25 protein-coding genes are annotated in these 25,585 nt (G+C 42.7%); 12 read left to right on the forward strand and 13 right to left on the reverse strand.

Features of this window, described 5'->3' with window-relative positions:
• Positions 1-36: 36 nt before the first annotated feature.
• Together G4D73_RS04140 and G4D73_RS04145 are read left to right on the forward strand one after the other, a co-directional pair.
• Positions 37-1,467, forward strand: coding sequence for a pyridoxal phosphate-dependent aminotransferase (locus tag G4D73_RS04140; RefSeq protein WP_213687452.1), 1,431 nt, complete (start codon positions 37-39; stop codon positions 1,465-1,467).
• Between the two features lie 211 nt (positions 1,468-1,678).
• Positions 1,679-2,890 carry a YbfB/YjiJ family MFS transporter gene (locus G4D73_RS04145; protein ID WP_213687453.1) on the forward strand — a complete coding sequence of 404 codons (1,212 nt, stop codon included), beginning with the start codon at positions 1,679-1,681 and terminating at the stop codon, positions 2,888-2,890.
• On the opposite strand, the gene G4D73_RS04150 is transcribed toward G4D73_RS04145, so the two are convergent.
• From G4D73_RS04150 to icd, 3 genes are all read right to left on the reverse strand, one after another.
• Positions 2,869-3,426 (reverse strand): M23 family metallopeptidase, encoded by a 558-nt coding sequence (locus G4D73_RS04150; protein WP_004278950.1) that lies wholly within the window; start codon positions 3,424-3,426, stop codon positions 2,869-2,871. The genes G4D73_RS04145 and G4D73_RS04150 overlap by 22 nt on opposite strands.
• Before the next feature lie 143 nt (positions 3,427-3,569).
• Positions 3,570-3,701, reverse strand: coding sequence for a hypothetical protein (locus G4D73_RS15600; RefSeq protein WP_004645538.1), 132 nt, complete (start codon positions 3,699-3,701; stop codon positions 3,570-3,572).
• Between the two features lie 301 nt (positions 3,702-4,002).
• Entirely contained in the window at positions 4,003-5,259 is a 1,257-nt protein-coding gene (gene icd / locus G4D73_RS04155) for an NADP-dependent isocitrate dehydrogenase (RefSeq protein ID WP_004645539.1), read from the reverse strand.
• A 194-nt stretch (positions 5,260-5,453) separates the two neighbouring features.
• On the opposite strand from icd, the gene G4D73_RS04160 reads away from it, so the two are divergent.
• Both G4D73_RS04160 and uraH read left to right on the forward strand, forming a co-directional pair.
• Entirely contained in the window at positions 5,454-6,242 is a 789-nt protein-coding gene (locus G4D73_RS04160; protein WP_004731551.1) for an rRNA large subunit pseudouridine synthase E, read from the forward strand.
• Positions 6,243-6,360: 118 nt separating this feature from the next.
• Complete coding sequence (uraH, locus tag G4D73_RS04165) at positions 6,361-6,756, forward strand: hydroxyisourate hydrolase (RefSeq protein WP_044113019.1); 396 nt, start codon at positions 6,361-6,363, stop codon at positions 6,754-6,756.
• Positions 6,757-6,761: 5 nt separating this feature from the next.
• Here the strand turns inward: uraH and G4D73_RS04170 are convergent, their stop codons facing one another.
• Together G4D73_RS04170 and G4D73_RS15480 are read right to left on the reverse strand one after the other, a co-directional pair.
• Positions 6,762-7,301 carry a hypothetical protein gene (locus tag G4D73_RS04170; RefSeq protein ID WP_228305186.1) on the reverse strand — a complete coding sequence of 180 codons (540 nt, stop codon included), beginning with the start codon at positions 7,299-7,301 and terminating at the stop codon, positions 6,762-6,764.
• Between the two features lie 15 nt (positions 7,302-7,316).
• Positions 7,317-7,475, reverse strand: a complete 159-nt coding sequence (locus G4D73_RS15480; protein WP_228305187.1) for a hypothetical protein — start codon at positions 7,473-7,475, stop codon at positions 7,317-7,319.
• Positions 7,476-7,644: 169 nt separating this feature from the next.
• Here G4D73_RS15480 and paaI point away from each other — a divergent pair, with 169 nt between their 5' ends.
• Entirely contained in the window at positions 7,645-8,037 is a 393-nt protein-coding gene (gene paaI / locus G4D73_RS04175) for a hydroxyphenylacetyl-CoA thioesterase PaaI (protein WP_004278956.1), read from the forward strand.
• A 78-nt stretch (positions 8,038-8,115) separates the two neighbouring features.
• Here the strand turns inward: paaI and G4D73_RS04180 are convergent, their stop codons facing one another.
• Positions 8,116-9,819: a M61 family metallopeptidase gene (locus tag G4D73_RS04180; RefSeq protein ID WP_213687454.1), complete on the reverse strand. Its 1,704-nt coding sequence runs from the start codon at positions 9,817-9,819 to the stop codon at positions 8,116-8,118.
• Positions 9,820-9,994: 175 nt separating this feature from the next.
• On the opposite strand from G4D73_RS04180, the gene G4D73_RS04185 reads away from it, so the two are divergent.
• From G4D73_RS04185 to slyD, 3 genes are all read left to right on the forward strand, one after another.
• Positions 9,995-11,308 carry a D-alanyl-D-alanine carboxypeptidase PBP6B gene (locus G4D73_RS04185; protein ID WP_213687455.1) on the forward strand — a complete coding sequence of 438 codons (1,314 nt, stop codon included), beginning with the start codon at positions 9,995-9,997 and terminating at the stop codon, positions 11,306-11,308.
• A 250-nt stretch (positions 11,309-11,558) separates the two neighbouring features.
• On the forward strand, positions 11,559-12,845 hold the full coding sequence (locus tag G4D73_RS04190; protein ID WP_213687456.1) for an NAD(P)/FAD-dependent oxidoreductase: 1,287 nt from the start codon (positions 11,559-11,561) through the stop codon (positions 12,843-12,845).
• A 136-nt stretch (positions 12,846-12,981) separates the two neighbouring features.
• Positions 12,982-13,464 carry a peptidylprolyl isomerase gene (gene slyD / locus G4D73_RS04195; RefSeq protein WP_004278960.1) on the forward strand — a complete coding sequence of 161 codons (483 nt, stop codon included), beginning with the start codon at positions 12,982-12,984 and terminating at the stop codon, positions 13,462-13,464.
• 166 nt (positions 13,465-13,630) lie between these two features.
• Here the strand turns inward: slyD and G4D73_RS04200 are convergent, their stop codons facing one another.
• The 5 genes from G4D73_RS04200 to G4D73_RS04220 form a co-directional block, all read right to left on the reverse strand.
• Complete coding sequence (locus tag G4D73_RS04200; RefSeq protein ID WP_213687457.1) at positions 13,631-14,404, reverse strand: M48 family metallopeptidase; 774 nt, start codon at positions 14,402-14,404, stop codon at positions 13,631-13,633.
• Positions 14,405-14,516: 112 nt separating this feature from the next.
• Positions 14,517-14,825 carry a hypothetical protein gene (locus G4D73_RS04205; protein WP_071851724.1) on the reverse strand — a complete coding sequence of 103 codons (309 nt, stop codon included), beginning with the start codon at positions 14,823-14,825 and terminating at the stop codon, positions 14,517-14,519.
• Positions 14,826-14,985: 160 nt separating this feature from the next.
• Positions 14,986-16,305, reverse strand: a complete 1,320-nt coding sequence (locus tag G4D73_RS04210) for an adenylosuccinate synthase (RefSeq protein WP_004278963.1) — start codon at positions 16,303-16,305, stop codon at positions 14,986-14,988.
• A gap of 70 nt (positions 16,306-16,375) precedes the next feature.
• On the reverse strand, positions 16,376-17,542 hold the full coding sequence (locus G4D73_RS04215; protein WP_213687458.1) for an ATP phosphoribosyltransferase regulatory subunit: 1,167 nt from the start codon (positions 17,540-17,542) through the stop codon (positions 16,376-16,378).
• 206 nt (positions 17,543-17,748) lie between these two features.
• On the reverse strand, positions 17,749-18,204 hold the full coding sequence (locus tag G4D73_RS04220) for an Lrp/AsnC family transcriptional regulator (protein WP_213687459.1): 456 nt from the start codon (positions 18,202-18,204) through the stop codon (positions 17,749-17,751).
• Between the two features lie 147 nt (positions 18,205-18,351).
• Between G4D73_RS04220 and G4D73_RS04225 the strand changes: the two genes are divergently transcribed.
• Together G4D73_RS04225 and G4D73_RS04230 are read left to right on the forward strand one after the other, a co-directional pair.
• Positions 18,352-19,101, forward strand: a complete 750-nt coding sequence (locus tag G4D73_RS04225; protein ID WP_213687460.1) for an AzlC family ABC transporter permease — start codon at positions 18,352-18,354, stop codon at positions 19,099-19,101.
• Positions 19,098-19,397: an AzlD family protein gene (locus tag G4D73_RS04230; protein ID WP_129716517.1), complete on the forward strand. Its 300-nt coding sequence runs from the start codon at positions 19,098-19,100 to the stop codon at positions 19,395-19,397. Before G4D73_RS04225 ends, G4D73_RS04230 begins: the two co-directional genes overlap by 4 nt.
• A 44-nt stretch (positions 19,398-19,441) precedes the next feature.
• On the opposite strand, the gene G4D73_RS04235 is transcribed toward G4D73_RS04230, so the two are convergent.
• Together G4D73_RS04235 and G4D73_RS04240 are read right to left on the reverse strand one after the other, a co-directional pair.
• Complete coding sequence (locus G4D73_RS04235; RefSeq protein ID WP_005106505.1) at positions 19,442-19,738, reverse strand: hypothetical protein; 297 nt, start codon at positions 19,736-19,738, stop codon at positions 19,442-19,444.
• Between the two features lie 192 nt (positions 19,739-19,930).
• Positions 19,931-20,953 carry a type I glyceraldehyde-3-phosphate dehydrogenase gene (locus tag G4D73_RS04240; protein WP_213687461.1) on the reverse strand — a complete coding sequence of 341 codons (1,023 nt, stop codon included), beginning with the start codon at positions 20,951-20,953 and terminating at the stop codon, positions 19,931-19,933.
• Between the two features lie 389 nt (positions 20,954-21,342).
• Here G4D73_RS04240 and alaS point away from each other — a divergent pair, with 389 nt between their 5' ends.
• Both alaS and G4D73_RS04250 read left to right on the forward strand, forming a co-directional pair.
• Positions 21,343-24,036 carry an alanine--tRNA ligase gene (alaS, locus tag G4D73_RS04245; protein ID WP_213687462.1) on the forward strand — a complete coding sequence of 898 codons (2,694 nt, stop codon included), beginning with the start codon at positions 21,343-21,345 and terminating at the stop codon, positions 24,034-24,036.
• 64 nt (positions 24,037-24,100) lie between these two features.
• Entirely contained in the window at positions 24,101-25,381 is a 1,281-nt protein-coding gene (locus G4D73_RS04250; protein ID WP_213687463.1) for an aspartate kinase, read from the forward strand.
• The last annotated feature ends 204 nt before the right edge of the window (positions 25,382-25,585 follow it).

Consider the following 25,585-nt stretch of genomic DNA (forward strand, 5'->3'; position numbering starts at 1 on the left):
GGTATTCTTAGCTCTAAATTTGCTCAGGATTAAAAAATGTCGCAAAAAAAGAGCGTAATTTTTAAAAATCTGCTGCCTGTGATCAAACAATATCAGCAGCTTGGATTTACGCATGAAAAAATTGTTGCACTACTTCGAGATGAACATGATCTCGATCTAGTCACAACTGAGACATTTAAAAGTTATTTATATCGTTATGCAAAAGTGACCTCCACTCCATCCGAGAACATCAAAATGCCGAACACTTTCCAATCCCCTCGCGAAATCAAGAAATCATCCAAGCTTGATCATGTTTGCTACGACATTCGCGGACCTGTGTTACGAGCGGCCATCGAGATGGAAGAAGCTGGTCACAAAATTATTAAATTAAATATTGGTAACCCTGCCCCATTCGGTTTTGAAGCACCACAAGAAATTATCAACGATGTGGCTTTAAACCTGCCGAATGCGATTGGCTACACGGATTCCAAAGGGATTTTCCCGGCGCGTAAGGCGATCTGTCAGTATTATCAGCAAAAAGGCATTCTAGATATGCACGTCAATGACGTCTATATCGGTAATGGTGTGTCTGAACTGATCGTGATGGCCATGCAGGGTCTGCTGGATGATGGCGATGAAATGCTGATTCCAATGCCAGATTATCCACTCTGGACGGCGGCAGTGAATCTATCTGGCGGTACAGCGATTCACTATAAATGTGATGAAGAAAATCACTGGTATCCAGATATTGCTGATATGGAAAGCAAAATCACGCCAAATACCCGTGGTATTGTGATTATTAACCCGAATAACCCGACCGGTTCGGTTTACCCACGTCATGTGTTGCAGCAAATCGTCGACTTGGCCAAGAAATATGACCTGATTTTATTTGCTGATGAAATCTACGACAAAATTATTTACGATGGAATCGAGCATGTTGCTGTAGCAGCTCTGGCTGGCGATCAGCTCTGTGTTTCGTTTAACGGTTTATCTAAAGCCTATCGTATTGCTGGTTTCCGTTCCGGCTGGATGGCCATTACCGGCGATAAAGCACGTGCCGCAGACTATATCGAAGGTTTGGATATGCTGGCATCGATGCGTTTGTGTGCCAACCATCAGGCTCAATATGCGATTCAGACTGCACTGGGCGGTTATCAGTCGATTAATGACCTAATTCGCCCAGGTGGGCGTTTATATGAACAGCGCAATATTGCCTGGGAAATGCTGAACGAGATTCCAGGTGTATCTTGTGTCAAGCCTGAAGGTGCAATGTACTGTTTCCCGAAACTGGATCCGAATGTGTATCCAATTCAGGACGATGAAAAACTGATGCTGGATTTGTTACGTGCAGAGAAAGTACTTTTGGTACAAGGTACAGGCTTTAACTGGCCGACACCGGATCATTTCCGTGTAGTATTCCTGCCGGCTGAAAATGAACTGCGTGAAGCCATTGCCCGTGTTGGCCGTTTCCTGGCCAAGATGCGTTAATTCTTGAAATAGACAATATAAAAAACCGCGTTGAGACGCGGTTTTTTATTTCTCTGAAAAATTCAGGCTTTTGACTGATGAAATTTTAAAAATCATACCGGTTTCTTTGAGCAAATTTCTGCACTCAATGGTTTCTTCTCAGGCAATTTCCCCTCAATCATGAAGATTCATGTTATTTTTTGACCAAATATAAAATTCTATGAGTGCACGGATGTCCTCAAACACAATGAAGCTCAGCCTTTTTCTTTGTCTTAGTATGTGCTTGGGCATTGGCATTCTTCGTTTTTCTTATACTGCACTGTTACCTGGCACACGAGAAGCCTTTGGCTGGAGTACAGATTTTGCCAGCCTCTTGAGCAGTGCCAATTTGCTGGGTTATTTAATCGGTGCTTTTACCGCGATGCGTCTTCCTCAAGACCGCAGTATGAGTACCTATATTCAAATTTCAGCCTTTGCTGGCATGTTCAGCCTGATGTGTTGTGCGTTTTCTGGTTTTTCTGAAGCGTGGTATATCGCTTGGCGTATCATTTCAGGGATCAGCGGTGGACTGATGATGATCTTATCGCCGAGTGTGGTCGCGCAGTGTTGTGAACTTCAGGATCGTCTTAAAATCAACTTTATTGGTTTTAGTGGGATTGGACTAGGCGTTTTAATTGCGACCCTGTTTCTGCCTTATCTGGATCAAATTTCCATACAGACTGCATGGCTAATCTTATGTGGTTTTGCTTTGCTTATCTGTATCGTTTTAAGTCTACTGATTCAGAAATTTAAGCCATATTTGTCGGCACAAGCTCCTGCGGTTACCTCTCATCTATCTCTGAATAGCGTCTTTTATAGTTTACTTACAGTTTATGCTTGTAGTGCTTTCGCTTATATACCGCATTCACTCTTCTGGATTGATTATTTAAGCCAGCAGTTGGGATTGAGCTTGTTCTGGATTAATTTCAACTGGATTCTGTATGGACTAGGTAGTGCTTTAGGCGCCTTGAGTGCTTATGCACTGGCCAGAAAATGGGGTAATTTTGTTGCCCTGAAAATTCTTTATAGTCTTTATATTGTGGCTATTTTTATTGCAACCCTAGATGCCAGCCCATTGCTTACTTTTAGCTCTTCCTTTTTTACCGGGATGCTAAATCCGGCTGTGGTGTTCCTGACCTCCTATACCATTTTGCAACTGTATGGACTGGCTTATAAAAAGCTCTGGAGTATTGCCACCTTGTGTTTTGCCTCGATTCAGCTGATCGGTGGACTCAGCTTTAGTGCGCTGCAATATTTTGGATTGAGCTATCATCAACAGTTCATACTGGCCACATTTGTTCTTTTATTAGGAACGTTACAATTGTTCTGGTACACACGTCCTGTCAGACTCAAATCTGAACAACAAACTCTGCCAATTTCTGCTCATGGAGAAGGGACTAAATAAGGATAAGGATTGGTTGCTCCTTGCCCACCTAAATAAATCCCATAATGTAAATGCGGCGGGGTATTTTTGGCATTACCTGTATTCCCCACATAAGCGATGACTTCACCTGCCTCAACCCAGTCGCCTTCCTGAATATGTTCTGCATAGTCATCCAGATGTGCATAATAATGTTGGCTCATATTTGGACCGGTCACCCAGATGATTTTTCCACCCAGATTGTTGGTGCCAATCCTACGCACAATACCTGGGGTCGCGCTAAATACTGGCGTACCGCGTTTGGCAAAAATATCCGTACCTTCGTGTTTACGACCGTCACTACGCGCTGCTCCCCAAGTATCATTAATCTGACCAACTCTGACGCCTTCAACCGGAATCTGTAGCGGAGCTTCTAACTGGGCTCTCTGTAATTGCCAATACAGATAAGGGCTTTTCCAACCTGCTGCTTCACCTGAAGGCGGTGGCTGACAGGCAGTTAGTAGAAAACCTATAGATAACAGTAAGCTTATAATCCGAAGAAATTTCACCAATATTCGCATTAAATTAAATAGATGACTTTTATCTTAATCACAACCGCCTAATTTAAAGTCACAATCCTGTTATTTTTAGTGATGATTTTATACAAGCGTTCAAATAACAAAACCCTCAAATGAGGGTTTTGTTATTTTAGGTGGATAGGAGATTATCTACGTTTTTTAGCACGAGATGGTTTCGATGGTTGTTGCTGTTGTTGCTGTTGCTGCTCTTCATTCTGAGCATTGTCCTGCTTGTCTTTTTGTTGGACCTGCTTATGTCTCGCTTTAGCTTTAGCCATGATTTACTCCTTTGGAGAAACGTCTCTATATCACTGGAAGTTCCATTCATCACTGTAACGTTTATACAAAATAAGCCAATCGCTGAGCTGTATCCAAATACGTCAATGTAATACAGTGTTTACTAAGTTATTCAGCTTAGAACGAATCATTTCTAGGCTCATTACACTTCTTACATGATCTTGCAGCCTGATACTTATTTTAACGTTTAACCTTAAACCGTTCAGCCTTTGCTTCCCAATAAAGTGATAAAAAAACCCGCCGTAATTGCGGGTTTTTTTATTCATAAATTGCATCGCAATTTCAGGCATCCATATTGGCAATAATCGCTTCACCAAACTCGGAACAACGCAGCAAGGTCGCCCCTGGCATTAAGCGCTCAAAATCGTAGGTCACCGTTTTTGCCGCAATCGCACCCGAAATCCCCTTGATGATCAAGTCGGCAGCTTCTATCCAGCCCATATCACGCAGCATCATTTCTGCTGACAGAATAATCGAACCCGGATTTACTTTATCTTGTCCAGCATATTTAGGCGCTGTACCGTGGGTTGCTTCATAAACTGCAATCGAACCGCCGATATTGGCACCCGGTGCAATCCCGATCCCGCCGACTTCCGCAGCCAGCGCATCAGAAATATAATCACCATTTAAGTTCAGTGTCGCAATTACAGAATAATCCGCCGGACGCATCAAGATTTGCTGCAAGAAGGCATCAGCAATGACATCTTTAATAATAATGTCTTTGCCTGTTCTTGGATTTTTGATTTTAACCCATGGACCACCATCTAAAAGCTCACCGCCGAAACGTTCCAATGCGACCTCATAGCCCCACTCTTTAAATGCCCCTTCGGTGTATTTCATGATATTGCCTTTGTGCACCAAGGTCACACTCGGCTTGTCATTCTCAATGGCAAATTGAATCGCTTTACGTACCAGACGCTGGCTACCTTCTTTGGAGACAGGTTTGATTCCGATTCCACAATTGTCTTCAAAGCGGATGTTGGTTACACCCATTTCTTCTTTCAAAAACTTGATAACCTTTTTCGCTTCCTGAGAATCTGCTTTCCATTCAATACCGGCATAAATATCTTCTGAATTCTCACGGAAAATCACCATGTCGGTCAGTTCCGGATTATGTACTGGCGAAGGTACCCCTTCAAACCAGCGCACCGGACGTACACAGACATATAAATCCAGTTCCTGACGTAAAGCCACATTCAAGGAACGAATACCACCACCGACTGGCGTGGTCAGTGGACCTTTAATCGATATCACATAATCGCGCAGTGCTTCGAGAGTTTCTTCAGGCATATAGGTGCCGTAAATTTTGTCAGCTTTTTCACCGCAGTAGACTTCCATCCATTCGATGGAACGCTTCCCGGCGTATGCTTTTTGCACAGCAGCATCTACCACAGTTCGCATTGTTGGTGTAATATCTGCACCAATTCCATCCCCTTCGATAAATGGGATAATTGGATTATTTGGTACGTTGAGTGACAGGTCTGCATTAACGGTAATTTTGGTACCATCCACAGGTACTACGATTTTTTGATATCCCATTATTAGTATTCTCCCGGATGCCGCTGACAAATCTAAAATAATTGCCAATTAGGCAATACTTTCAACTGTTCTTAACGCATAATATTCTAATCCAGATTTGTTGTTTTTGAGATTTATACGGGAAATAACTAAATTTCCCTTTTAAATAAACCTCTACATTTTTTAAATTAATGTAATTATAGAAGTTATTTCCTATGAAAATCGTCATTCTAAACAAACCTTATGACGTCCTCTCCCAATTCCGTGCGGATGAAAAGCACCCAACCATGGCTGATTTTGTCAACGACAAAGATTTACGTCTTGCGGGTCGTTTGGACATGGACTCAGAAGGTCTGGTTTTCCTCACCGATCACGGTGGTCTCAACCAATATATCACCAATCCTGCCAATAAAAAGTTTAAAACTTATATGGTGCAAGTGGAAGGTGATGTGACCGAAGAAGCACTTGAACAGCTTCGTAAAGGCGTTGAACTGAAAGATGGCATGACGCTTCCTGCACGTGCTGAAAAAGTGTCTGAACCGGAATGGTTGTGGGAGCGTAATCCTCCTGTACGTTTCCGTGCCTCTGTTCCGACGTCTTGGGTTGAGATTTCAATCTGTGAAGGTCGTAACCGTCAGGTTCGTCGTATGACATCTGCTGTCGGCTTCCCTACACTGCGTTTGATCCGTACCAAAATTGGTGAGATTGATTTGGTTCGTATGGGATTGCAACCGGGTGAAACCAGAGAAATTGAACCATTACTTTATCCAGACTTCCAGAATGTTCCTGCGGAAGAACCATACCGTTCACGCTCTTATGTGAAAAAGCCGGGTGGTACGGGTGGTAAGCCAATGGTTCGCAAGAACAAAGATGGTTCTGTGAAAAAGTCTGGCACCAAACGTATCTGGCAAATGGATGAAAGTGAAAAGCCGCGTCGTAAGACCAATGGCACAACTCGTCCAAATACCAAAGCACCACGTGGTCGCGGCCGCGGTCGTGGCTAAGTTTGAATAGATTCAATCAAGCTCACTTCGGTGGGCTTTTTTTATTACATAACTTAAATATTTTTTTATTTTTCAATCTATTAGAATTAATTAAAGTATTCATTTTAATGTGAGTCTCATGAAAAAAATAATTTTCGCTTTAGCTGCGACTTCCCTTTCAACTTTTGGCTTTGCCAATCCGCTGAGTGTGCATGTACTTAATCAGGAAACCGGCCTACCCTCTGCTAATGTCACGGTCACCCTAGAAGCTCAACAAGGTGAGAAATGGGTCAAGCTCAATGAAGCCAAGACAGACAGTAATGGTCGTATTAAAGAATTTTATCCTAAAGACACCGCGTTACAAAAAGGCGTTTATAAAGTAACGTTTAAAACGAGTGATTGGTTTAAGGCCAATAATCAACGGACGTTCTTCCCTGAAGTGCCGGTAGTTTTTGTGATTGATGGCACGTTGGAGCATTACCATATTCCACTGTTATTAAGTTCTTATGGCTATTCAACGTATCGGGGGAATTGAGTTTATTACTTATCAATCATGTTAGATTCAAGTTCATAAAATGGATGCTTAGATTGATAAATATATGTTTTTAGTAACTTCTTATAGTCTCTTCCATTTTTACTCTGATACTCAATTATAAAATCAGCGTCAACTTCTTTATGCTTATTTAATTCATCTAATTTCGTTTGGTCTAGTTCAAACTTAATATGTTTAACCTCACTAGCTAAAAATTTATTTTCTTTAGCTATAACTGCGTTTTTTTCACCTGATTGTATTTTAAAATCAAACGCATCTTCACCCAAGTTTTCGATTATCAAATATAAGTTCGCATAACAATTAATAGTCATTTCCTTATTTGAAAATACAGTCCTAACTCTAGAACTCAATATAAGAAAACGTGGTTCTAATGTTTTTTGTACTTCTTGTAATTGAATTTTCTGAATTTCACCAAGTTGTTTTTGATATTCAACACTTTCTTTCATTTCCTGGATTTGGAGCTGTAATGCTCTTTCCTGTTGTTCTAATGCTTTTGTATTTTGCTCTAGCTGCTTACCTTGCTGCACATAGCCTAAAATCAGCTATAAGAAAGCGATAGGTGCAACTATACCTGCAAGAAAATCCCCTAATTCATTTAAAGATGTTGGATTTTTCAAATCACCAAAAAACCAAAATAGAAAAATTACAGCTAGCCATACAACTGTAATTCTAATCCCCCAATTTAAACTATTTTGATTCATCTTCTAATAATAAAAAAGCCATTCCTAAATATGGGTTTACCTGCTTTTTCTTATGTGTGCAAACAAGATTTCTAACTCTTCCATCTTGTCATTCTGACTATCCGATGTTATTTATGATTCATATATTTAATAATTTAAAATAAAACATATCTAAATAAGGAGTTTTGCAATGGATCAGCAAGTCAACCAGATGTTTAATCAGGACCGGTTAATTCAGCATCTTGGTGCTCATCTGGTTTCTTATAATCACAATTATGCAAAGATCGAATTAAAGGTGACTGAACAACATTTACAAGGTCATCAGACCTGTAACGGTGCCGTGATTTTCGCACTGGCAGATGCAGCTTTTGCAATTGCCTGCAATACCGGTGAACATCCGGCAGTCGGTCAACATTGCGGTATTCATTATTTAAAACCGGGATTGCTTGGCGACACGCTGACTGCTGTAGCCGAACACAAAACCAGCAGTGGCCGTAGTGGCATTTATGACATTCAAGTGATGAATCAACATAATCAAATCGTGGCAGAATTCCGTGGTACATCACGACTGATCATTAAATAGATGTTCTTTCAACATGCACTTCAATAAAAAAACCGGTGACGATGCACCGGTTTTTTTAAATTAAGAATAATTTCGGATTTAAACTTTAAGCCATTTCTCGGCTTTAGCCTGATCTTCTACTTTCAGTTCAACTTCGGTCAGTTCAGAACCCGCGGCTTGAACTTCAAAACTCATCAGCTCATCACGACGGAATGCATACACTGTAAAAGTACCTTGCTGTTTTGCATAGCTTTCAACAAGTTTGGTCGTTGCTTTTAAGCCATCAATTGCAATAATGACATCATTGGCAGAAAGGCCAGCGAGTACAGCAACCCCATCACGACGCGCAGATTGAACTAGAACACCTTCCGGCTTATCTACCAGTTTTAAACCGAATGGCAAAGACTTGTCATTTTTCAGGCTATAAGCCATACCAAACTCAGGGAATAGCTGATCGAGCGGCAATTCATCTGTGGTATTGATCAAGTGATTAATCTGTTCTGACCAATCATCTCCTGTCAGCTCTTTGCATAATTCAAAGATCGTCCGTTCATGCACCTGAACGCCTTTCTGGGCATTTTCATACAAACGGCGCATCAAAGCATCCAGACTTGAACCACGTAAACGCAGACCCAAATCCAGGCACAGTGCAACTAAACAACCTTTGTTGTAATAGCTGGTACCCGCATTATTCGAGTTTTCATCCTGACGATAGAATTTCACCCAGGCATCAAAACTGGATTCAGAGACTGACTGAATCGCACGTCCCGGATTTTGCAAATAGCGGTCAATCTGTGCTTTTAACAAAGTAATATATGATTCCTGATTAATCACGCCGCTGCGTAGCAAGATCAAATCGTCATAATACGAGGTGAAACCTTCAAAGATCCACAACAAAGAAGTATAGCCTTCTCTGTTTAAATCATAATTGACGAAGTTTTCAGGGCGAATGAATTTCACCAACCATGAATGGAAATATTCATGGCTACATAAGCCCAAGAAACGCTGATAATCTTTAGATGGCTCTTCTGGCTCATTGGCTTTCGGCAAGTCATCACGTGGTGAAATCAGGCTGGTAGAATTTGGATGCTCCAGACCGCCATAGCTATTGCCGGTTGCCATGGTCATAAAGGTATAGTCTGTAAACGGCGCCGAACCAAACATTGAAATTTCTGTAGCACAGATTTTTTCAATGTCCTGCTGCATACGCGCCGCATTCATCGCGTGTTTGCCTGACACCACAAACTCATGTGGAATACCATTTGCTTCAAAACTGAAACGGGTTTGTTCTGCCAGCTCAAATGGCGCATCAATCAGTTCGGCATAGTTTTTAGCTTTCAGGGTGAAACGGCCTTTGACCAGACTTTTAGCCTGCATTCCTGTTGCCAATTGAAAATGCTTCAATTCATCTGGCAGGAAGATTTCCAGTTCAATTTCTTTATTTTCCTGACCTTCCAGCCCCAGACATGCACAAGCCGGGTTCACGTAGAGACGATTTTGATCCACATATGCACCACGAACGGACAGGTCATAGGCATAGACATCATATTCAACTGTAATCAGTTCATGATCAGTATTGAATAAACGCCATTTATTTTTTTCAAATTTCTGGATCTGTAACTGGCGCCCATCTTCATCATAGGCTTTGACCGCTTCAATGTGCTTGGAAAATTCCCGGATCAGATAGCTTCCCGGAATCCAGGTCGGCAATGACAGGACTTGGGTTGGGTCCGCAAGAAAACGAACAGTCACGTGAATAAGATGCTGACGATAATCGTCAAATTCAATTTGATAATGCAACATAATGAACGATATAAAATTAAAATAAATGAGATATAGCTTAGCTTAGCATTTTTTAAGCCAGTATGGTTTAGCTGTCTTATTTGTCTACATTTACGACTAGCTATCTGTATAAAAAAGGCATAGCATGCGTGAAAATTAAATCGTTCAACACCCAGCGGGTTATCAAGGAACACCATTGAAATACATCATCTCACTGATTGCGGTATTCAGTTTATTTATTTCTGCATTTTCACATGCTGCCCTACTCAATATTGTGCCTGAAAGCGTTGAAGCTGAAGCCTGGACCATTCTGGATTCACAGTCTGGTCAAGTCATTGCAGAGCACAATGCCGACGTTCAGCGTGCTCCGGCTTCGCTGACTAAAATGATGGTGGCTTATATTGCCTTAAAGGAAATTGAGGCCGGAAAATTAAATAAAAATGAAGTTTTAACCGCGACCTCTGTGGTTAAAACCGTGATGTGGGATGAGTCACAGATGTACCTGAAAGAAGGTGATCTAATTTCAGTCGATCAGCTTCTGGCGGGCTTAATTATCATGTCTGCCAATGATGCCGCGGTGACGCTGGCTGAGAAAATTTCGGGTGGTATTCCGCAGTTTGTTGAACGTATGAATCAGGAAGCCAAAGCACTGGGCATGCAACATACCAATTTCCAGAATCCGGCCGGTATTACCATGCCTGAGCATTATTCGACTGCCGCCGATTTAGCCAGACTGTCTATGGCGGTGGTGAATGAAACTCCGGATTATCTGTATTATTCAAAGCAGCCAAGCTTTACTTATAACCAGCATTTTCATCGTGCGACCAACCGTGTGCTTCAGGTCGATCCTACAGTAGATGGTTTAAAAACCGGTTTTACCCGTGCAGCGGGCTATAATCTGGCACTAACCGCCAATCGCGTCACCGCAGATTTTGAAATGCCAAATCGCCGTCTGATTGTGGTGGTGTTGGGTACTAAAAGTGCAGCAAAACGCGCTGAAGTATCACATAAGCTGATGAATCTGGCTTATACCTATACTCGCAATGAAGTAGCGATCAAAGATCAACAGCTACTGGCTGAGTTGCCTGTAATTAAATCCACCTTAAAAATGTTTAAGGTACAAACCAAGCAACCGCAGATTATTACCACTTCTTTATATGATCAGGGCTACAGTATTGACCTGAATCAGTTTGACCAGGCAAATCAGCGTGTCATGCTGAATACTGGTGATGGCGTTTTAAAAAGTATCGAGCCATTACAGGAAACTCAGACTCATATCAATGTTGAAGTGAAAGCATCTGAACTCATTGCACCTTTGGCGACCATGATGCCTTTGGCGACCATTCAGGTTTATCAGAATAATCAGTTGATTCGCACCATTCAAATTGAAGATCATGTCGAAATTGAAGAAGCCAATCTGTTTCAGAAATTCTTTAGCTGGCTACAAGGCTTATTCGGTTTATTTTCAGACAATACACCAAGCGTAAAGCTTTATCCTTTAGATAGATAATAGCGCTACATCTCAAGTCACTTTTCTTTAAGCTAGAAGATCTCCTCTCTGATCTTCTAGCAGATTCCCTTTATCAATCTCGCTCTCCCCTTGCTTCCTCAAAGCAGCGATACTTACCTGCTCTCACAGAATTGCTACGTTTTGTAATTTGTATAACAATTTTAATCAAGACGCGTTTTAGCGCATGCCATAGTATATTTTCTCTCTATTTCTCTTATTTTTATTAAAAAAATAAACAGGTTAATCATATATGACAGCACATAAAATCGTGATTGTGGGTGGTGGTGCCGGTGGTCTGGAACTGGCGACTCAGCTGGGTGAGAGCTTGGGTAAAAGCGGTAAAGCGCAGATTGTTCTGGTCGATCAAAAACTGACGCACATCTGGAAACCGCTGCTGCATGAAGTGGCCGCAGGCACCTTAAATCCACATGAAGAAGAAACCAATTATTTTGCCCATTCAGCCGCACATCATTATGAATTTGTCTTGGGGACATTTACCGGTCTGGATCGTGAAGCGAAACAGATTGTGGTAGAAACAGAATATTTCTCCAAAAAAGCCCAAGCCAAGAAGAACCAGCGCATCGACTATGACACCCTGGTACTGGCCTTGGGTTCTACCTCGAATGACTTTAATACCGAAGGCGTCAAACAGTTCTGTCATTTTCTCGACAGCCGTCCACAAGCTGATATCTTTCAGCAGGATCTGTTGCATCTCTACTTGAATGCTCAACATGAAGCTTCGAGCCGTGAACTGAATATCGCGATTATTGGCGCCGGTGCGACTGGAGTAGAATTGGCTGCCGAGTTGGTGGAGGCCAAACACAATTTCTTTAAATATGGCTTAAACAAGGTCGATCCAAATAAAGTCAAAATTACCTTAATTGAAGCGGCGGATCGTATTTTGACTGCGCTCTCGCCGAAAGTTGCTGAACATACCATGCAACAGCTAGAAAAATTCGGTATTGAAGTCCTTACCAGTCATCGTGTGGCCAAGGTAGATGAAGACAAAATTTATTTTGCAGATGGCTCAAGTCTGGATGCCGAGATTAAAGTCTGGGCCGCAGGTATCAAAGCACCTGAAGTCTTGGCACAACTGCAAGATATGGAAAAGGACAATATTCACCGCTTGAAAGTCTTCTCCACCCTGCAAACCAAATCTGATCCAGACATTTTTGCTTTTGGTGATTGTGCTCACTGCCAGCCTGCTGCAGATGAACCGGTCTTGGGTCCACGCGCACAAGTGGCTAGCCAACAGGCCAATTTCCTGGCCAATGCCTTAAAAGCACGGATCAATGAGGAAAACTATTTACCGATGTTTAAATTTTCCGACAAAGGCTCACTGATTTCCTTAAGCCAGAATAAAGCTGTCGGTGAATTACTCGGTCAGGTCAATGTGCAAGGCTTTGTTGCCAAATCGATGTATGTTTCTTTATATCGAATTCATCAGGCGACCATTCATGGTTATGCGCATGCTGGCATTCTCACCGCAAAAGATTTTGTTACACGAAAAATTGCTCCAAAGCTGAAATTGCATTGAAATTCCAGAATTTGGCCCAATCAATGAAAAAATCGTCAACAAAATTGTCAAATTGCGTTTTTTTGCTAATTTTAGTCTACAAAAATGCAATTTCACTTTATGATGTACCCTTAAAAAATTGAATGGATCAATTAACATGACTGCTATTGCAAATAACCTCGTGGTTTCTTTCCACTACACATTGACTAACGCAGAGGGTGAAACTCTCGACCAATCTCAAGGTGAACCACTTGCCTATTTGCACGGTGCAGGTAACATCATCCCAGGTTTAGAAAATGCGTTAGAAGGCAAAACTGTAGGTGAAAAATTCACTGTAAACGTTCCTGCTGCTGAAGGTTATGGCGAATACAACCCTGACCTAGTTCAAGAAGTTCCTGCGCAAATGTTCCAAGGCGTAGACAACATTCAGGCAGGTATGCAGTTCCAAGCTCAAACTGATGACGGCGTGCAAATCGTAACTGTTAAAGCAGTTGAAGGCGACAATGTTGTTGTTGATGCTAACTTCCCACTTGCTGGTCAAGACCTGACTTTCGAAGTTGAAATCGTATCTGTTCGTGAAGCTTCTCAAGAAGAATTAGATCACGGCCACGTACACGGTGTAGGCGGTCACCAGCACTAAGATCTTCTGATCTTGAGTGAAAAAAGGCAAAGTCAGACTTTGCCTTTTTTATTGCCTGAAAATAGCCCGCAGAATATTAACCATCCAATTAGCTATAAAAAAAGCAGAGCCATTGCCCTGCCTTTTCAATCCGATCAAGATCTCCTTTTACAGGATGATCAGGGGATTATTTTTTTTGGTTATAAATCTGCATCGCTGCTGGCAACTGTTGACGCATTTGCCCAATACGCTGGCTATTCGATGGATGCGTAGACAGGAAGGTTGCACCACTGCCGCCACCGAGTTTGTTCATTTTTTCCCACAGGGTAATGGCTGCATTCGGGTTATAACCTGCGCGCGCCATCAGCATTAAACCGCCTTGGTCAGCACGGCTTTCCAGATTACGCGAGTATGGCAAGCCAATACCGATCTGACTACCCAATTGTGCTGCTGCAGCGCCACCTTGACCCACACCTGCTGCATTTAAGCCAATACCCAAGGCCAGATCAGTCAGGGCTTGGGCACCGATTTTCTGCTTAGAATGCTCTTCTAAGGCATGCACCATTTCATGACCCATAATCGCTGCAATTTCAGCATCGGTCAGATTCAGCTTATTCACAATACCGGTATAGAATACAACCTTACCACCTGGCGCAACAAAGGCATTGACCTGGTCAGATTTAAGCACAGCTAATTGCCACTGGAATACTGTACCGGTTTGATTCATCTGATTGGCAACCGGTTTCAAACGGTTAAATACATTATTAATCCGTTTGTAGGTCGCTGAACTGGTATCCAGTTGACCTTTGTTTTTCGCATCATTGACCATGGCATTATAGCTTTGGCTCGCAGATGCATTTAAGGTCGCAGTATCTGCCCCTGCCATATCGGCAATGGTGGTACAACCTGATAATGTGACGACTGTAGCAGCCGCCATACTCAATAAAAGTTTATTCTTCATTATAATTTACTCCGCCTTGGCTCAAGGGCAATTTACATTGTAAAAATTATAAGTGAAAGCGCGCAGCAGCTAAACGCTTAATTCATTCATCTTCTTATAAATTATGTAATTTTTAAGCCAAATACTGTATCGCCAACCAATAAATCAGACAAATAATATTGAGGCCCAAGTAAACCTGACTCAGTGGTTTGATTTTCTGTTCAAGCATTTCGTCTTTACGTTTGAAATATAAAAAAGCATTTTGCAATAAAATAATAGGCACTAATATACATGCAATAATGACACTCAGACCAATCAGCACCGCATAAATCACTTCGGGGTTTTGGGTTTGCGCACGAATAATCATCATGGCCATTGTTGGCGCCCCGCCCATCGCGAATAACAATGAATAAAACATGGTCGCCGATATATTTTTTTGCATCCTGCTGCTCATTTTTCTTTCTTTATATACCGCTATGTTAAAGCACATCACGTGGTATTACCGATGCAACTTTAGTCTTGAAATACCTGCATAAATTTAACATATAAAAAAACCCATCCGGAGATGGGTTTTTATCATTCAAGCTTTAGTCAAATGAAGATTAAGCATCAAACGGGTGGCGAAGAACAATGGTTTCTTCACGGTCTGGACCTGTTGAAATGATGTCGATTGGACATTCAATCAATTGCTCAAGACGTTTTACATAGTTCAATGCAGCTTCTGGCAACTGATCTAGTGATTTCGCACCGAAAGTTGACTCAGACCAGCCTGGCATAGTTTCATAAATCGGTTTTAAAGTTTCGAATGCAAGCGCATCAGAAGAACCGACACAACCAGAATCTGCAGCTTCATAACCCACACAGATTTTCACTTCTTCTAAACCATCAAGAACGTCAAGTTTAGTCAGGCAAATACCAGAAAGTGAGTTTACATCAACTGAACGGCGTAGAATTTCAGCATCGAACCAGCCACAACGACGTTGACGGCCAGTAGAGGCACCAAATTCATTACCAATCGTACCGAGGTGTTTACCAATCGCATCACCTGTGTCATTTGCAGCGTCATACACCAACTCAGTTGGGAATGGACCTGCACCTACACGCGTGGTGTACGCTTTAGTAATACCCAGTACATAGTCAAGGTGCAAAGGACCCAGACCTGAACCAGAGCTTACGCCACCAGCAGTTGTATTCGAAGACGTTACATACGGATATGTACCGTGGTCAACGTCAAGAAGTGAACCTTGCGCGCCTTCGAACATGATATTGTCACCGTTTTTACGGTAGTTATGCAATTCCGTGGTCACATCCACAACCAGTGGCGCAACAACCTTACGCCATTCGTCGCAAAGTGCCAGCACGTCTTCCAGTTTAACCGCTTCAACACCGTAGTATTCAGTCAGCTGAAAGTTATGGTAGTCCAGAAGTTCAGTTAACTGAGCAGTCAGATGTTCACCACCACGCACCAGGTCAGCAACACGTACTGCGCGACGCGCTACTTTGTCTTCGTATGCAGGACCGATACCACGACCTGTCGTACCAATCTTCGCATTACCACGTTTTTTCTCACGCGCCTGATCAAGTGCGATGTGGTTCGGAAGGATCAATGGACAGTTTGGAGAAATGCGTAAACGTTCTTTAACAGGAACGCCTTCTTTTTCAAGAATGTCCATCTCTTTGATGAGCGCTTCAGGAGAAAGAACAACACCGTTACCAATTAAGCACAATACGTTTTCACGTAAAATACCTGATGGAATGAGGTGTAAGACAGTTTTCTTACCACCAACCACAAGAGTGTGACCTGCGTTATGTCCGCCTTGATAACGAACTACCGCTGCCGCTTGATCTGTGAGCAGGTCGACGATTTTACCTTTACCTTCGTCGCCCCATTGGGTACCAAGTACCACAACATTCTTGCCCATAATAGCCTCATTACATCATGCTGTTAAAGTTGAAAGCCCCGCTCAGCGACATGAACACTGAGCCAAGCAGTTAAATCGTTTTGACTGTCCACTCACCATTCGCATTCACCAGCTGGTGCGTCGCATATGGAATCGAGTTTAAATCATCATTACCCAGTAACTGAATTACACTTAAGCCTTGTGCACGAATATTCTGAATTGCATTCAGAAGTTCTGCATCAGTGCCTTTAGGTGCAACCACGACCTGTACCGCATCAAACTGGCCTGCGCTTAAAGCATATAAGTCACAAGAGAAACCGGTTGCCGGACGCGCACGGCCAAAATGTTCACCAATGCCATCATAACGGCCACCTTGTGCCAGTGCAGCTGCACGGTTCGGTGCATAGACTGCATACATCAAGCCAGTATGATAATGGTATGAACGTAATTCAACCACATCAATACCAATACTCAAGTTTGGCCAACGGGTTTGAACTTCGTCTTTGGTTGTTTGCAAGACATTAAAAGCCTGCGTAAATGCTGAATTTGCCAACACTTCAGCACTTAAATGCGCTTGTAATGCATCCAGGTCGCTGGCATAGCGTCCAAGTGCATAGAAATCCTGACCAAATTTCAGGTCTGCCGTGAATTCTTCTAATTCTGGCAAAGCCTTACGCTGGTATAAATCAGATAATTGCTGTTCAGCGACTTTGTTTAAGCCGGCTTGAGCCACCAGACTGCGGAATAAACCCACATGACCTAAGTCCAGATGAATACCATCTGCCAGACCTGTTTCCTGAATCAGACTGATCATCAAGTCGACCATTTCTACATCGGCATCGATGCTGTCTGAACCAAATAGCTCCGCACCTAACTGTAGTGGCGCACGCGAAGTGTTAAAACCGCGAGGCTTGGTATGCAGAACGGTTCCTGCATAGCAGTAACGTGCTACACCTTCCACTGGATGTACATGCGCATCAATACGAGCCACTTGTGGTGTCATATCGGCACGCACACCAAGCAAACGACCAGAAAGCTGATCGATTACTTTAAAAGTGGCTAAGTCTAAATCTTGATTCGATTCTGAGAGAGAAGATAGAGATTCGATGTATTCAATGAATGGCGTGTACACCAGCTGATAACCTCGAGATGCAAGGAAATCCAGTGATTTACGGCGCAGACTTTCAATAACTTGCGCTTGTTCTGGTAATACATCAGCTACACCATCAGGTAATAACCATGTCTCTGAAATGGGCATGTTGTAAACCTAAATTCTTGTCAGCGCGGAACGAATCCGCATAAAAAAATCGGGAGCACACCCGATTTCTCCTAGTCTAGCACGATAGTTTTGGCTGTGCATCGCAAATTTTATAATTTTCGCTACCTGATGAAATCAACAACAATTGTGTCAACTATCAGCGTTTTAATGCACATTTAAAACAAATAGCATGACAAAATCCGGCATTAAACCAAAGGCAATGCAGTCGTGCTTTTAACCGTTTGCAATGGAATTTCAGTTTTTACACTTTGAATGCAGGGAATTTGGGTTAAATGATGAATCTGAAATTTACGATAGGCATCCAGATCAGCCACCACAATTCTTAAAAAGAAATCACAATCGCCTGCCATTAACTGGCACTCGACGACTTCTGGCATTTCCTTGATCGCTTCGACAAATTGATCGACCACAGCAGCTTCTTGAGACTTGAGCCAGACACGTGCAAACACACTCATCGCCAAATTGACCTTTTGCGGATTCAGCAGCGCGACATATTGCTCAATCACACCATCATCTTCCAGCTGTTTCACCCGTCTTAAACAGGGTGATGGCGATAAGCCAATTAATTGAGCCAGTTCATTATTTTGCAGTTTTCCATTCTTTTGCAGCTCATGCAGAATGTGTTTATCTATTTGATCCATATCTATGCTTTGGCATTTAAAACCTCTTAAACTTAATTTAGCGCAATTTAATTTCAAATAAAACTCAAACCTCTTTCACTACAACAGCAAATAGCCTGAATATCGCCATAAAATATGGTTTAGTTTTGCAGTACCCAGGTCATTTCTATGCTTTTGTTCAGACAAAGCACCTCAGCAATAGTTGCCCCTACCGATTTCAGTGAATTTCAACGTGGCATGAAAGATTCTATTCCCATGCTTTTAGGGATTATCCCCTTTGCGCTGGTGTTGGGTGCGACGGCAGTACAGAAGAATTTCAGCTTGCTCGAAGTGCCTTTACTGACAGGATTAAACTTTGCCGGCGGTTCTGAATTTGCCATTCTGGAAGTCTGGAGCAGTCCACCAAATTTACTCATGCTGATGTTCATTACCTTTCTGGTAAATAGCCGGCATCTGTTGATGGGCGCCAGTTTGGTGCCGTATTTAAAGCATCTTCCGAATCGTAAAGTTTTTCCGGCGCTGTTTTTTATGGTCGATGAAAGCTGGGCACTCGGTCTGGCTGATGCACAAAGGAAACAGGCGCAACTGGGTTATCGTGCTGCGTTTAGCATGCCTTATTATGCCGGCCTGTGTTTTTGCCTGTACTTGATGTGGGTCGGATTTACCACACTCGGGGCCATGCTTGGACCTGTATTAGGCGACATCAACCGTTTTGGTTTTGATATGGCCTTTCCTGCTGTATTTCTGGTGTTACTAAGAAGTATGTGGAAAGGTTTTGAGGCTGCCCGGCCATGGCTGGTCAGTTTAGTCTGTGCGGCTTTGGCTTATTTATATTTACCTGCGGGCTGGTATGTGCCGATTGGCGCCTTGTCTGGAATCGCTTCGGCATTTTTCCTGATTCAAGAGGATCAAACATGATCCAGATGAATACCTTGGTGGCTATTATTCTGATTGCTGCGACCACCTATTTAACCCGGATCTTGGGCTACGTCTTATTAAAAAATAAAACGCTGACACAGCGTCAGCGAAAAATTCTGGAAGTAGTCCCTGGCTGCGTGCTGATTTCAGTAATTGCACCCTATTTTGTTCGAGACCATCCTGCAGACCTGATCGCCTTGGCTTTAACGCTATTTGCCGCTACGCGTTTTGGATTATTACCAACCGTCGCCATCAGTATGGTTTCTGCCGCAGTTTTAAGAATTTTAATCGTCTAATACTCAAACAAAATCCCTTTAAATAATTTCTAAAGGGGTTTGGATTATTTCTGTGGATCGACCACTTTGGTCAGCAAACTGACCAGTTCGGCATTTTGCAATTCAACCTGCTGAAGTTTGGCTGTGGTCTGATCCAGCACTTCCTGCTGCAAATGCATTTTTTTGGCTAGATCCTGCATAATTTCCAGGGTCTTTTTCAAATTTTCTTCCAGATGCACGATTTTTTCTTCGACTGGCACGCCTTCCACGCTACGTGGTTCATCATTCTGATTAAACTGCAGCCAGATCAGAAAAATCACCGCCAAAGTCAGCAATATAATAAATCCCCAAACCACCATCATGTGCTTGCTCTTATTTCATTTTATTGTCTTTATCTTAACGAAAAATGCTTCAGATAACGTAAATAATTCAGCCTCAATTCCTGATTTTCGAACAATTACCGGCAAATTCTCTTAAAACATGGCTTGCAGAATATTTATAGGAAAGAAAAAAGCACCGTGTCTTGGTGCTTTTGAGGTTTAGATAACCCGAACTTAATGAAATGATTCACATAAATCCAGTAGACGGTTGGCATAGCCCCACTCGTTATCGTACCAGGCAAAAACCTTAGCTTGATGCCCAACGACTAGAGTCTGGGTCAAATCCACAATCAATGAATATGGGGAATGATTAAAATCACTGGATACCAAGGGCTCATCCGTCACAGCCATGATTTCCGCAAAATCCTGCTGGGCAGCCTTAATCAGAACTTCATTTAACTTGTGATCGGTAATCGGCGACTGGGAGACAAAGGTCAAATCAATCGCGGCCACATTAATGGTTGGCACCCGAATCGAATAACCATCAATACGATCTTCCATTTTTGGCATGACACGCTTTAAGGCACCGAGTGCGCTCGAAGTGGTCGGAATGATGTTATGGCCCGAGGCACGTGCACGTCGCAAATCACGATGTGCATGATCCAGTACCGACTGATCCGCCGTAACAGCATGGATTTCGGTCATCAGGGCGCTACTGATGCCAAATGCATCATCAATAATTTTGACCAGTGGCACCAAAGCCTGCGTAGTACAAGAAACACTGGAAATGATCTGGTCCGATGCTTTGACTTCATGATGATTGACACCATAGACAATTGCGGCATCGACCGTATCAAAAGGTGCCGCGCCAATAATCACACGTTTCGCCCCTGCGCCAATATGCTGGGTCGCGGCTTCACGAGAACGGAACAGTCCAGTACATTCAAGCACTACATCTACCGCCAGGTTTTGCCAAGGCAACTTAGCCGGCTGCGACTCACACAAAACCTGTACTTTTAATGCAGCATCTTGATAGCTGATATGCATATAGATATGTTCAGCATCAAAGCTGAGATCCACCTGCCCCGGAAAACGGCCATGGGTCGAGTCATATTTAAATAGATGGATCAGGGTTTCAACATCGGCAATATCATTAATGGCAACGATTTCAAAATTAAAATCTTTCGGATTTTCAAACCATGCGCGCAGTACATTCCGTCCAATACGCCCAAATCCATTGATTGCCACTCGTTGCATGACTCGACCTTTTATATGCCTATTTTAAAACTCTTCTATGTTAAAGGATTTCTGGCGCCGTACATTAAAAAACTTCAGAGAAAATACTGATTTTCGATTATTTTATTTCTGATCCATCCGTCTGTATCTGGGTCATTTAAAATTCCAGTTATTTTTAATGTGATGGATATCCACGAATTCTACTGTGGGAAAATTCAATTTAATTATTCAGCAAAAAACCTGAGTAAATAAATCCTTAGCAATTGGTTTTAAAATGATTGGTGCATACTGCTTTTTCCGTTATAATTTGGCGTTTTAAATTTTTAAGCCCCCGCATTGCAGCAGAGCTCTTATATGCTTGTCAGACTGTGGTGTTTTAGCCAAATCGGAAATTATGGAGTGACTTGGTTGTGAGTACTCGTTTTATGACATCAGCTGAAATTCGTGAAGCATTTTTGCGTTACTTTGAATCGCAAGGGCATACACGTGTCGCGTCGAGTTCTCTAGTACCTGCCAATGACCCAACTTTGCTGTTCACCAATGCTGGTATGAACCAGTTTAAAGATTGCTTCTTAGGTCTAGAAAAACGCGATTATGTACGTGCAGTGTCATCACAAAAATGCGTGCGCGCAGGTGGTAAGCACAATGACCTGGACAATGTGGGTTATACAGCACGTCACCACACTTTCTTTGAAATGTTGGGTAACTTTTCCTTTGGTGATTACTTCAAACGTGATGCGATCAAATTTGCTTGGGACTTTTTGACTAACGAAGAATGGCTTGGTCTTCCTAAAGATAAACTCTATGCAACCGTTTACCATACAGACGACGAAGCATTCGACATCTGGAACAAAGAAATCGGTCTAGACGCTTCTCGCATTATTCGTATTGGTGACAACAAAGGCGGTCAATACGCATCTGATAACTTCTGGGCAATGGGTGACACAGGTCCTTGTGGTCCATGTTCTGAAATCTTCTTTGACCATGGCGATCACATCTGGGGTGGCCTACCGGGTTCTCCTGAAGAAGATGGCGACCGTTTCATTGAAATCTGGAACAACGTTTTCATGCAGTTCAACCGTACTGCGGATGGCGTACTGCACCCTCTTCCAGCACCTTCTGTAGATACAGGTATGGGCTTGGAGCGTATTTCTGCAGTTTTACAGCATGTAAATTCAAACTACGAAATTGACCTGTTCCAGCATTTATTAAAAGCTGCGGCTGAGATTGTTGGCCTAGACACTACAGCGCTTGAAGCTGAAGCTGCTGAGAAAGGCACACCAGTTCAGTATCCTGCTTCATTGAAAGTCGTTGCTGACCATGCACGTTCATGTTCATTCCTGATTGCTGATGGCGTAAACCCATCGAATGAAGGTCGTGGTTATGTACTGCGTCGTATTATCCGTCGTGCAGTACGTCATGGTAACAAATTAGGCGCAACAGGTTCGTTCTTCCACAAAATGTTGAAGCCACTGATCGAAGTGATGGGCGATGCATACCCTGAACTTGCTGCTCAACAAGCACGTATCGAAGCACAACTTCTTAAAGAAGAAGAACAATTTGCCAAAACACTTGAGCAAGGTTTGAAATTGCTTGAAGGCGAATTGGCACAGTTAAAAGGTTCTGTGATTCCGGGCGAAGTGGTATTTAAACTTTACGACACTTATGGTTTCCCGACTGACTTGACTGCTGACATCGCACGTGAACGTGACTTAACCATTGATGAAGCTGGTTTCGAAACTGAAATGGCTGCACAGCGTCAACGCGCACGTGATGCAGGTAAATTCGCGATCGACTACAACAGCGTAGTTAAAGTTGAAGGCGAAACTCAGTTTGATGGTTATGACGCAACTGCAGGTGAAGGTCAAATCATCGCAATCTACAAAGATGGCGAGCAAGTTGATGAAGTGTTTGAAGGCGATGAAGCACTGATCGTACTCAACCAAACACCTTTCTACGCAGAAAGCGGCGGTCAAATCGGTGATACAGGACTCTTCAAAAACGATACTGGTATTTTCGAAGTTCAAGATACCAAAAAATCTGGTGGCGCATTTGTACACCAAGGTATCGTGACGATGGGTAACTTGAAAGTTACTCAAAATGTAGAAGCAACAGTAAAAGCAGATATTCGTGCAGCAACTGCGCGCAACCACTCTGCGACTCACCTGCTACATGCTGCGTTACGTCAAATTTTAGGTTCACATGTACAGCAAAAAGGTTCATTGGTTGCATCTGATGTGTTACGTTTTGACTTTGCCAATGACCAACCTGTAAGCTTTGAACAGCTGCAAGAAATTGAACGTTTGGTCAATGCTGAAGTGATTGCCAATACTGCGGTGTCTACTGAACTTCTGGATATCGAGTCTGCGAAAGCTAAAGGCGCGATGATGCTGTTTGGCGAGAAATACGGTGACGAAGTACGTGTACTGTCTATGGGTTCAGTGATTGAAGAGAAAAACTTCTCAATCGAACTTTGCGGTGGTATTCACGTAAAACGTACCGGTGATATCGGTCTGTTCAAAATCACCTCTGAAGGTGGTGTGGCAGCCGGTGTACGTCGGATTGAAGCAGTAACAGGCACTAAAGCAGTTGAAGTTGCGCAAAAAGCCGATCGCGATATCAATACGATTAACGGTTTGCTCAAAGCACAAAAAGACCAGACTTTAGAAAAAGTTGAAGCGTTGGTTGATACTGCATCGAGCTTGCAGAAACAGATCGAACAACTCAATCAAAAACTTGCTAGCCTGCAAGCCGGTGAACTTCTAAGCCAAGTTCAAAGCATTGCAGGTCGTGCAACCTTGATTACAACTGTTGAAAACATGCATGCGAAAGCACTTCGCAACCTGCACGACGGTGTGAAATCAAAATTAGAAAATGCAGTGATTGTTCTTGCAGGTGTAGAGGGTGACAAGGTGAGCTTGATCGCATCTGTGGCAAAAGACTTTACTGCTTCTATTAAAGCAGGTGACATCATCAAACATTTAGCGACTGAGCTAGGTGGTAAAGGTGGTGGTAAACCTGACTTGGCACAAGGTGGCGCGCCACTTAACGAGAAGTTTGCTCCAGTGATGGCAGATTTAACTGCCTGGCTTGCAGCAAAATAAAACTTCAATTTTGTGTAACTGACCCTGATAGGTACATCAGGGTCATGGCTTATATGGAACAACTATGGCATTAATCGTTCAAAAATATGGCGGTACCTCTATGGGTACTCCCGAGCGCATTTTAAATGTTGCTCGTCGTGTAAAGCGCTGGCATGACCACGGCCACAAGGTAGTGGTAGTGGTATCAGCAATGAGTGGCGAAACCAATCGTCTACTTGCTTTAGCGAAGGCCATTACCGAAACCCCTGACCCACGTGAACTAGACCAAATGGTATCTACGGGTGAACAGGTTACGATTTCTATGTTAGCAATGGCGCTGAACTCAATTGGAGTTGAAGCAAAATCACTAACAGGTCGCCAGGTTGGCATGAAAACCGACAGCTCATTCAATAAGGCACGTATCGAATCTATTGATACTGAAGTCCTGAACTCAAATCTGGATGCAGGCCGCGTACTTGTCGTTGCCGGTTTCCAGGGTTTTGATGAACATGGTAATACCACCACTTTAGGGCGTGGCGGTTCTGATACTTCAGGTGTTGCAATTGCGGCCGCACTCAAAGCAGATGAATGCCAAATTTATACCGACGTTGACGGTGTATATACCACCGATCCACGTGTTGCACCAAAAGCAAAAAAAGTTGATCGTATTTCATTTGAAGAAATGCTTGAGATGGCGTCACTCGGTTCTAAAGTCCTGCAAATTCGTTCAGTTGAATTTGCTGGTAAATACCAGGTGTCTTTACGCGTATTATCAAGTTTCGACAATGACAACGATGGCGCATTCGACGAAGAGTTTAAGCAAAACGTTGGTACACTTATTACGACTGAATTGGAAGACAATATGGAACAGCCAATTATCTCCGGTATCGCATTTAACCGTGACGAAGCAAAATTAACTATTTTAGGCGTGCCTGACGAACCGGGTATTGCTTCTAAAATTTTGTGCCCGATTGGTGATGCCAATGTTGAAGTGGATATGATTATCCAGAACGTTGAAGAAGATGGTACAACTGATTTCACTTTTACTGTGAACCGTGGCGAATTAAATAAAGCCAAAGCTATTCTTGAAGCAACTGCTCAAGAAATTGGTGCACGTGAAGTTGCGACCCGTTCAGATATCGTAAAAGTATCGATCGTAGGTGTCGGTATGCGTTCACATGCCGGTGTAGCGAGCAAAATGTTTACAGCATTGGCAGATGAAGGTATTAACATCCTGATGATCTCGACGTCTGAAATCAAGATTTCTGTGATCATTGAAGAAAATTATCTTGAACTTGCGGTTCGTTCATTGCATACCGCATTCGGTTTAGACCGTGAACAAGGCGAATCTAGCGCACGTGCTTAAGCGTTAAGATAGAATATTGTCATTGTTTGACAGTATTTTATAAAAGTCTACAAAAATGCAGAGCCACTATAGTTTTTTTTATAGTGGCTCTGTTATATTAAGCCTGAGGATTTTTAACCAGCTGAGATAGATTAAAATCTTTCACCCAGATGACAGAATTTCTATCCAGATCTTATTTTGTAATTTTTGGTTGTGCTTTTTGTT

The organism is Acinetobacter sp. WY4 (assembly GCF_018438165.1).
Lineage (GTDB): Bacteria > Pseudomonadota > Gammaproteobacteria > Pseudomonadales > Moraxellaceae > Acinetobacter.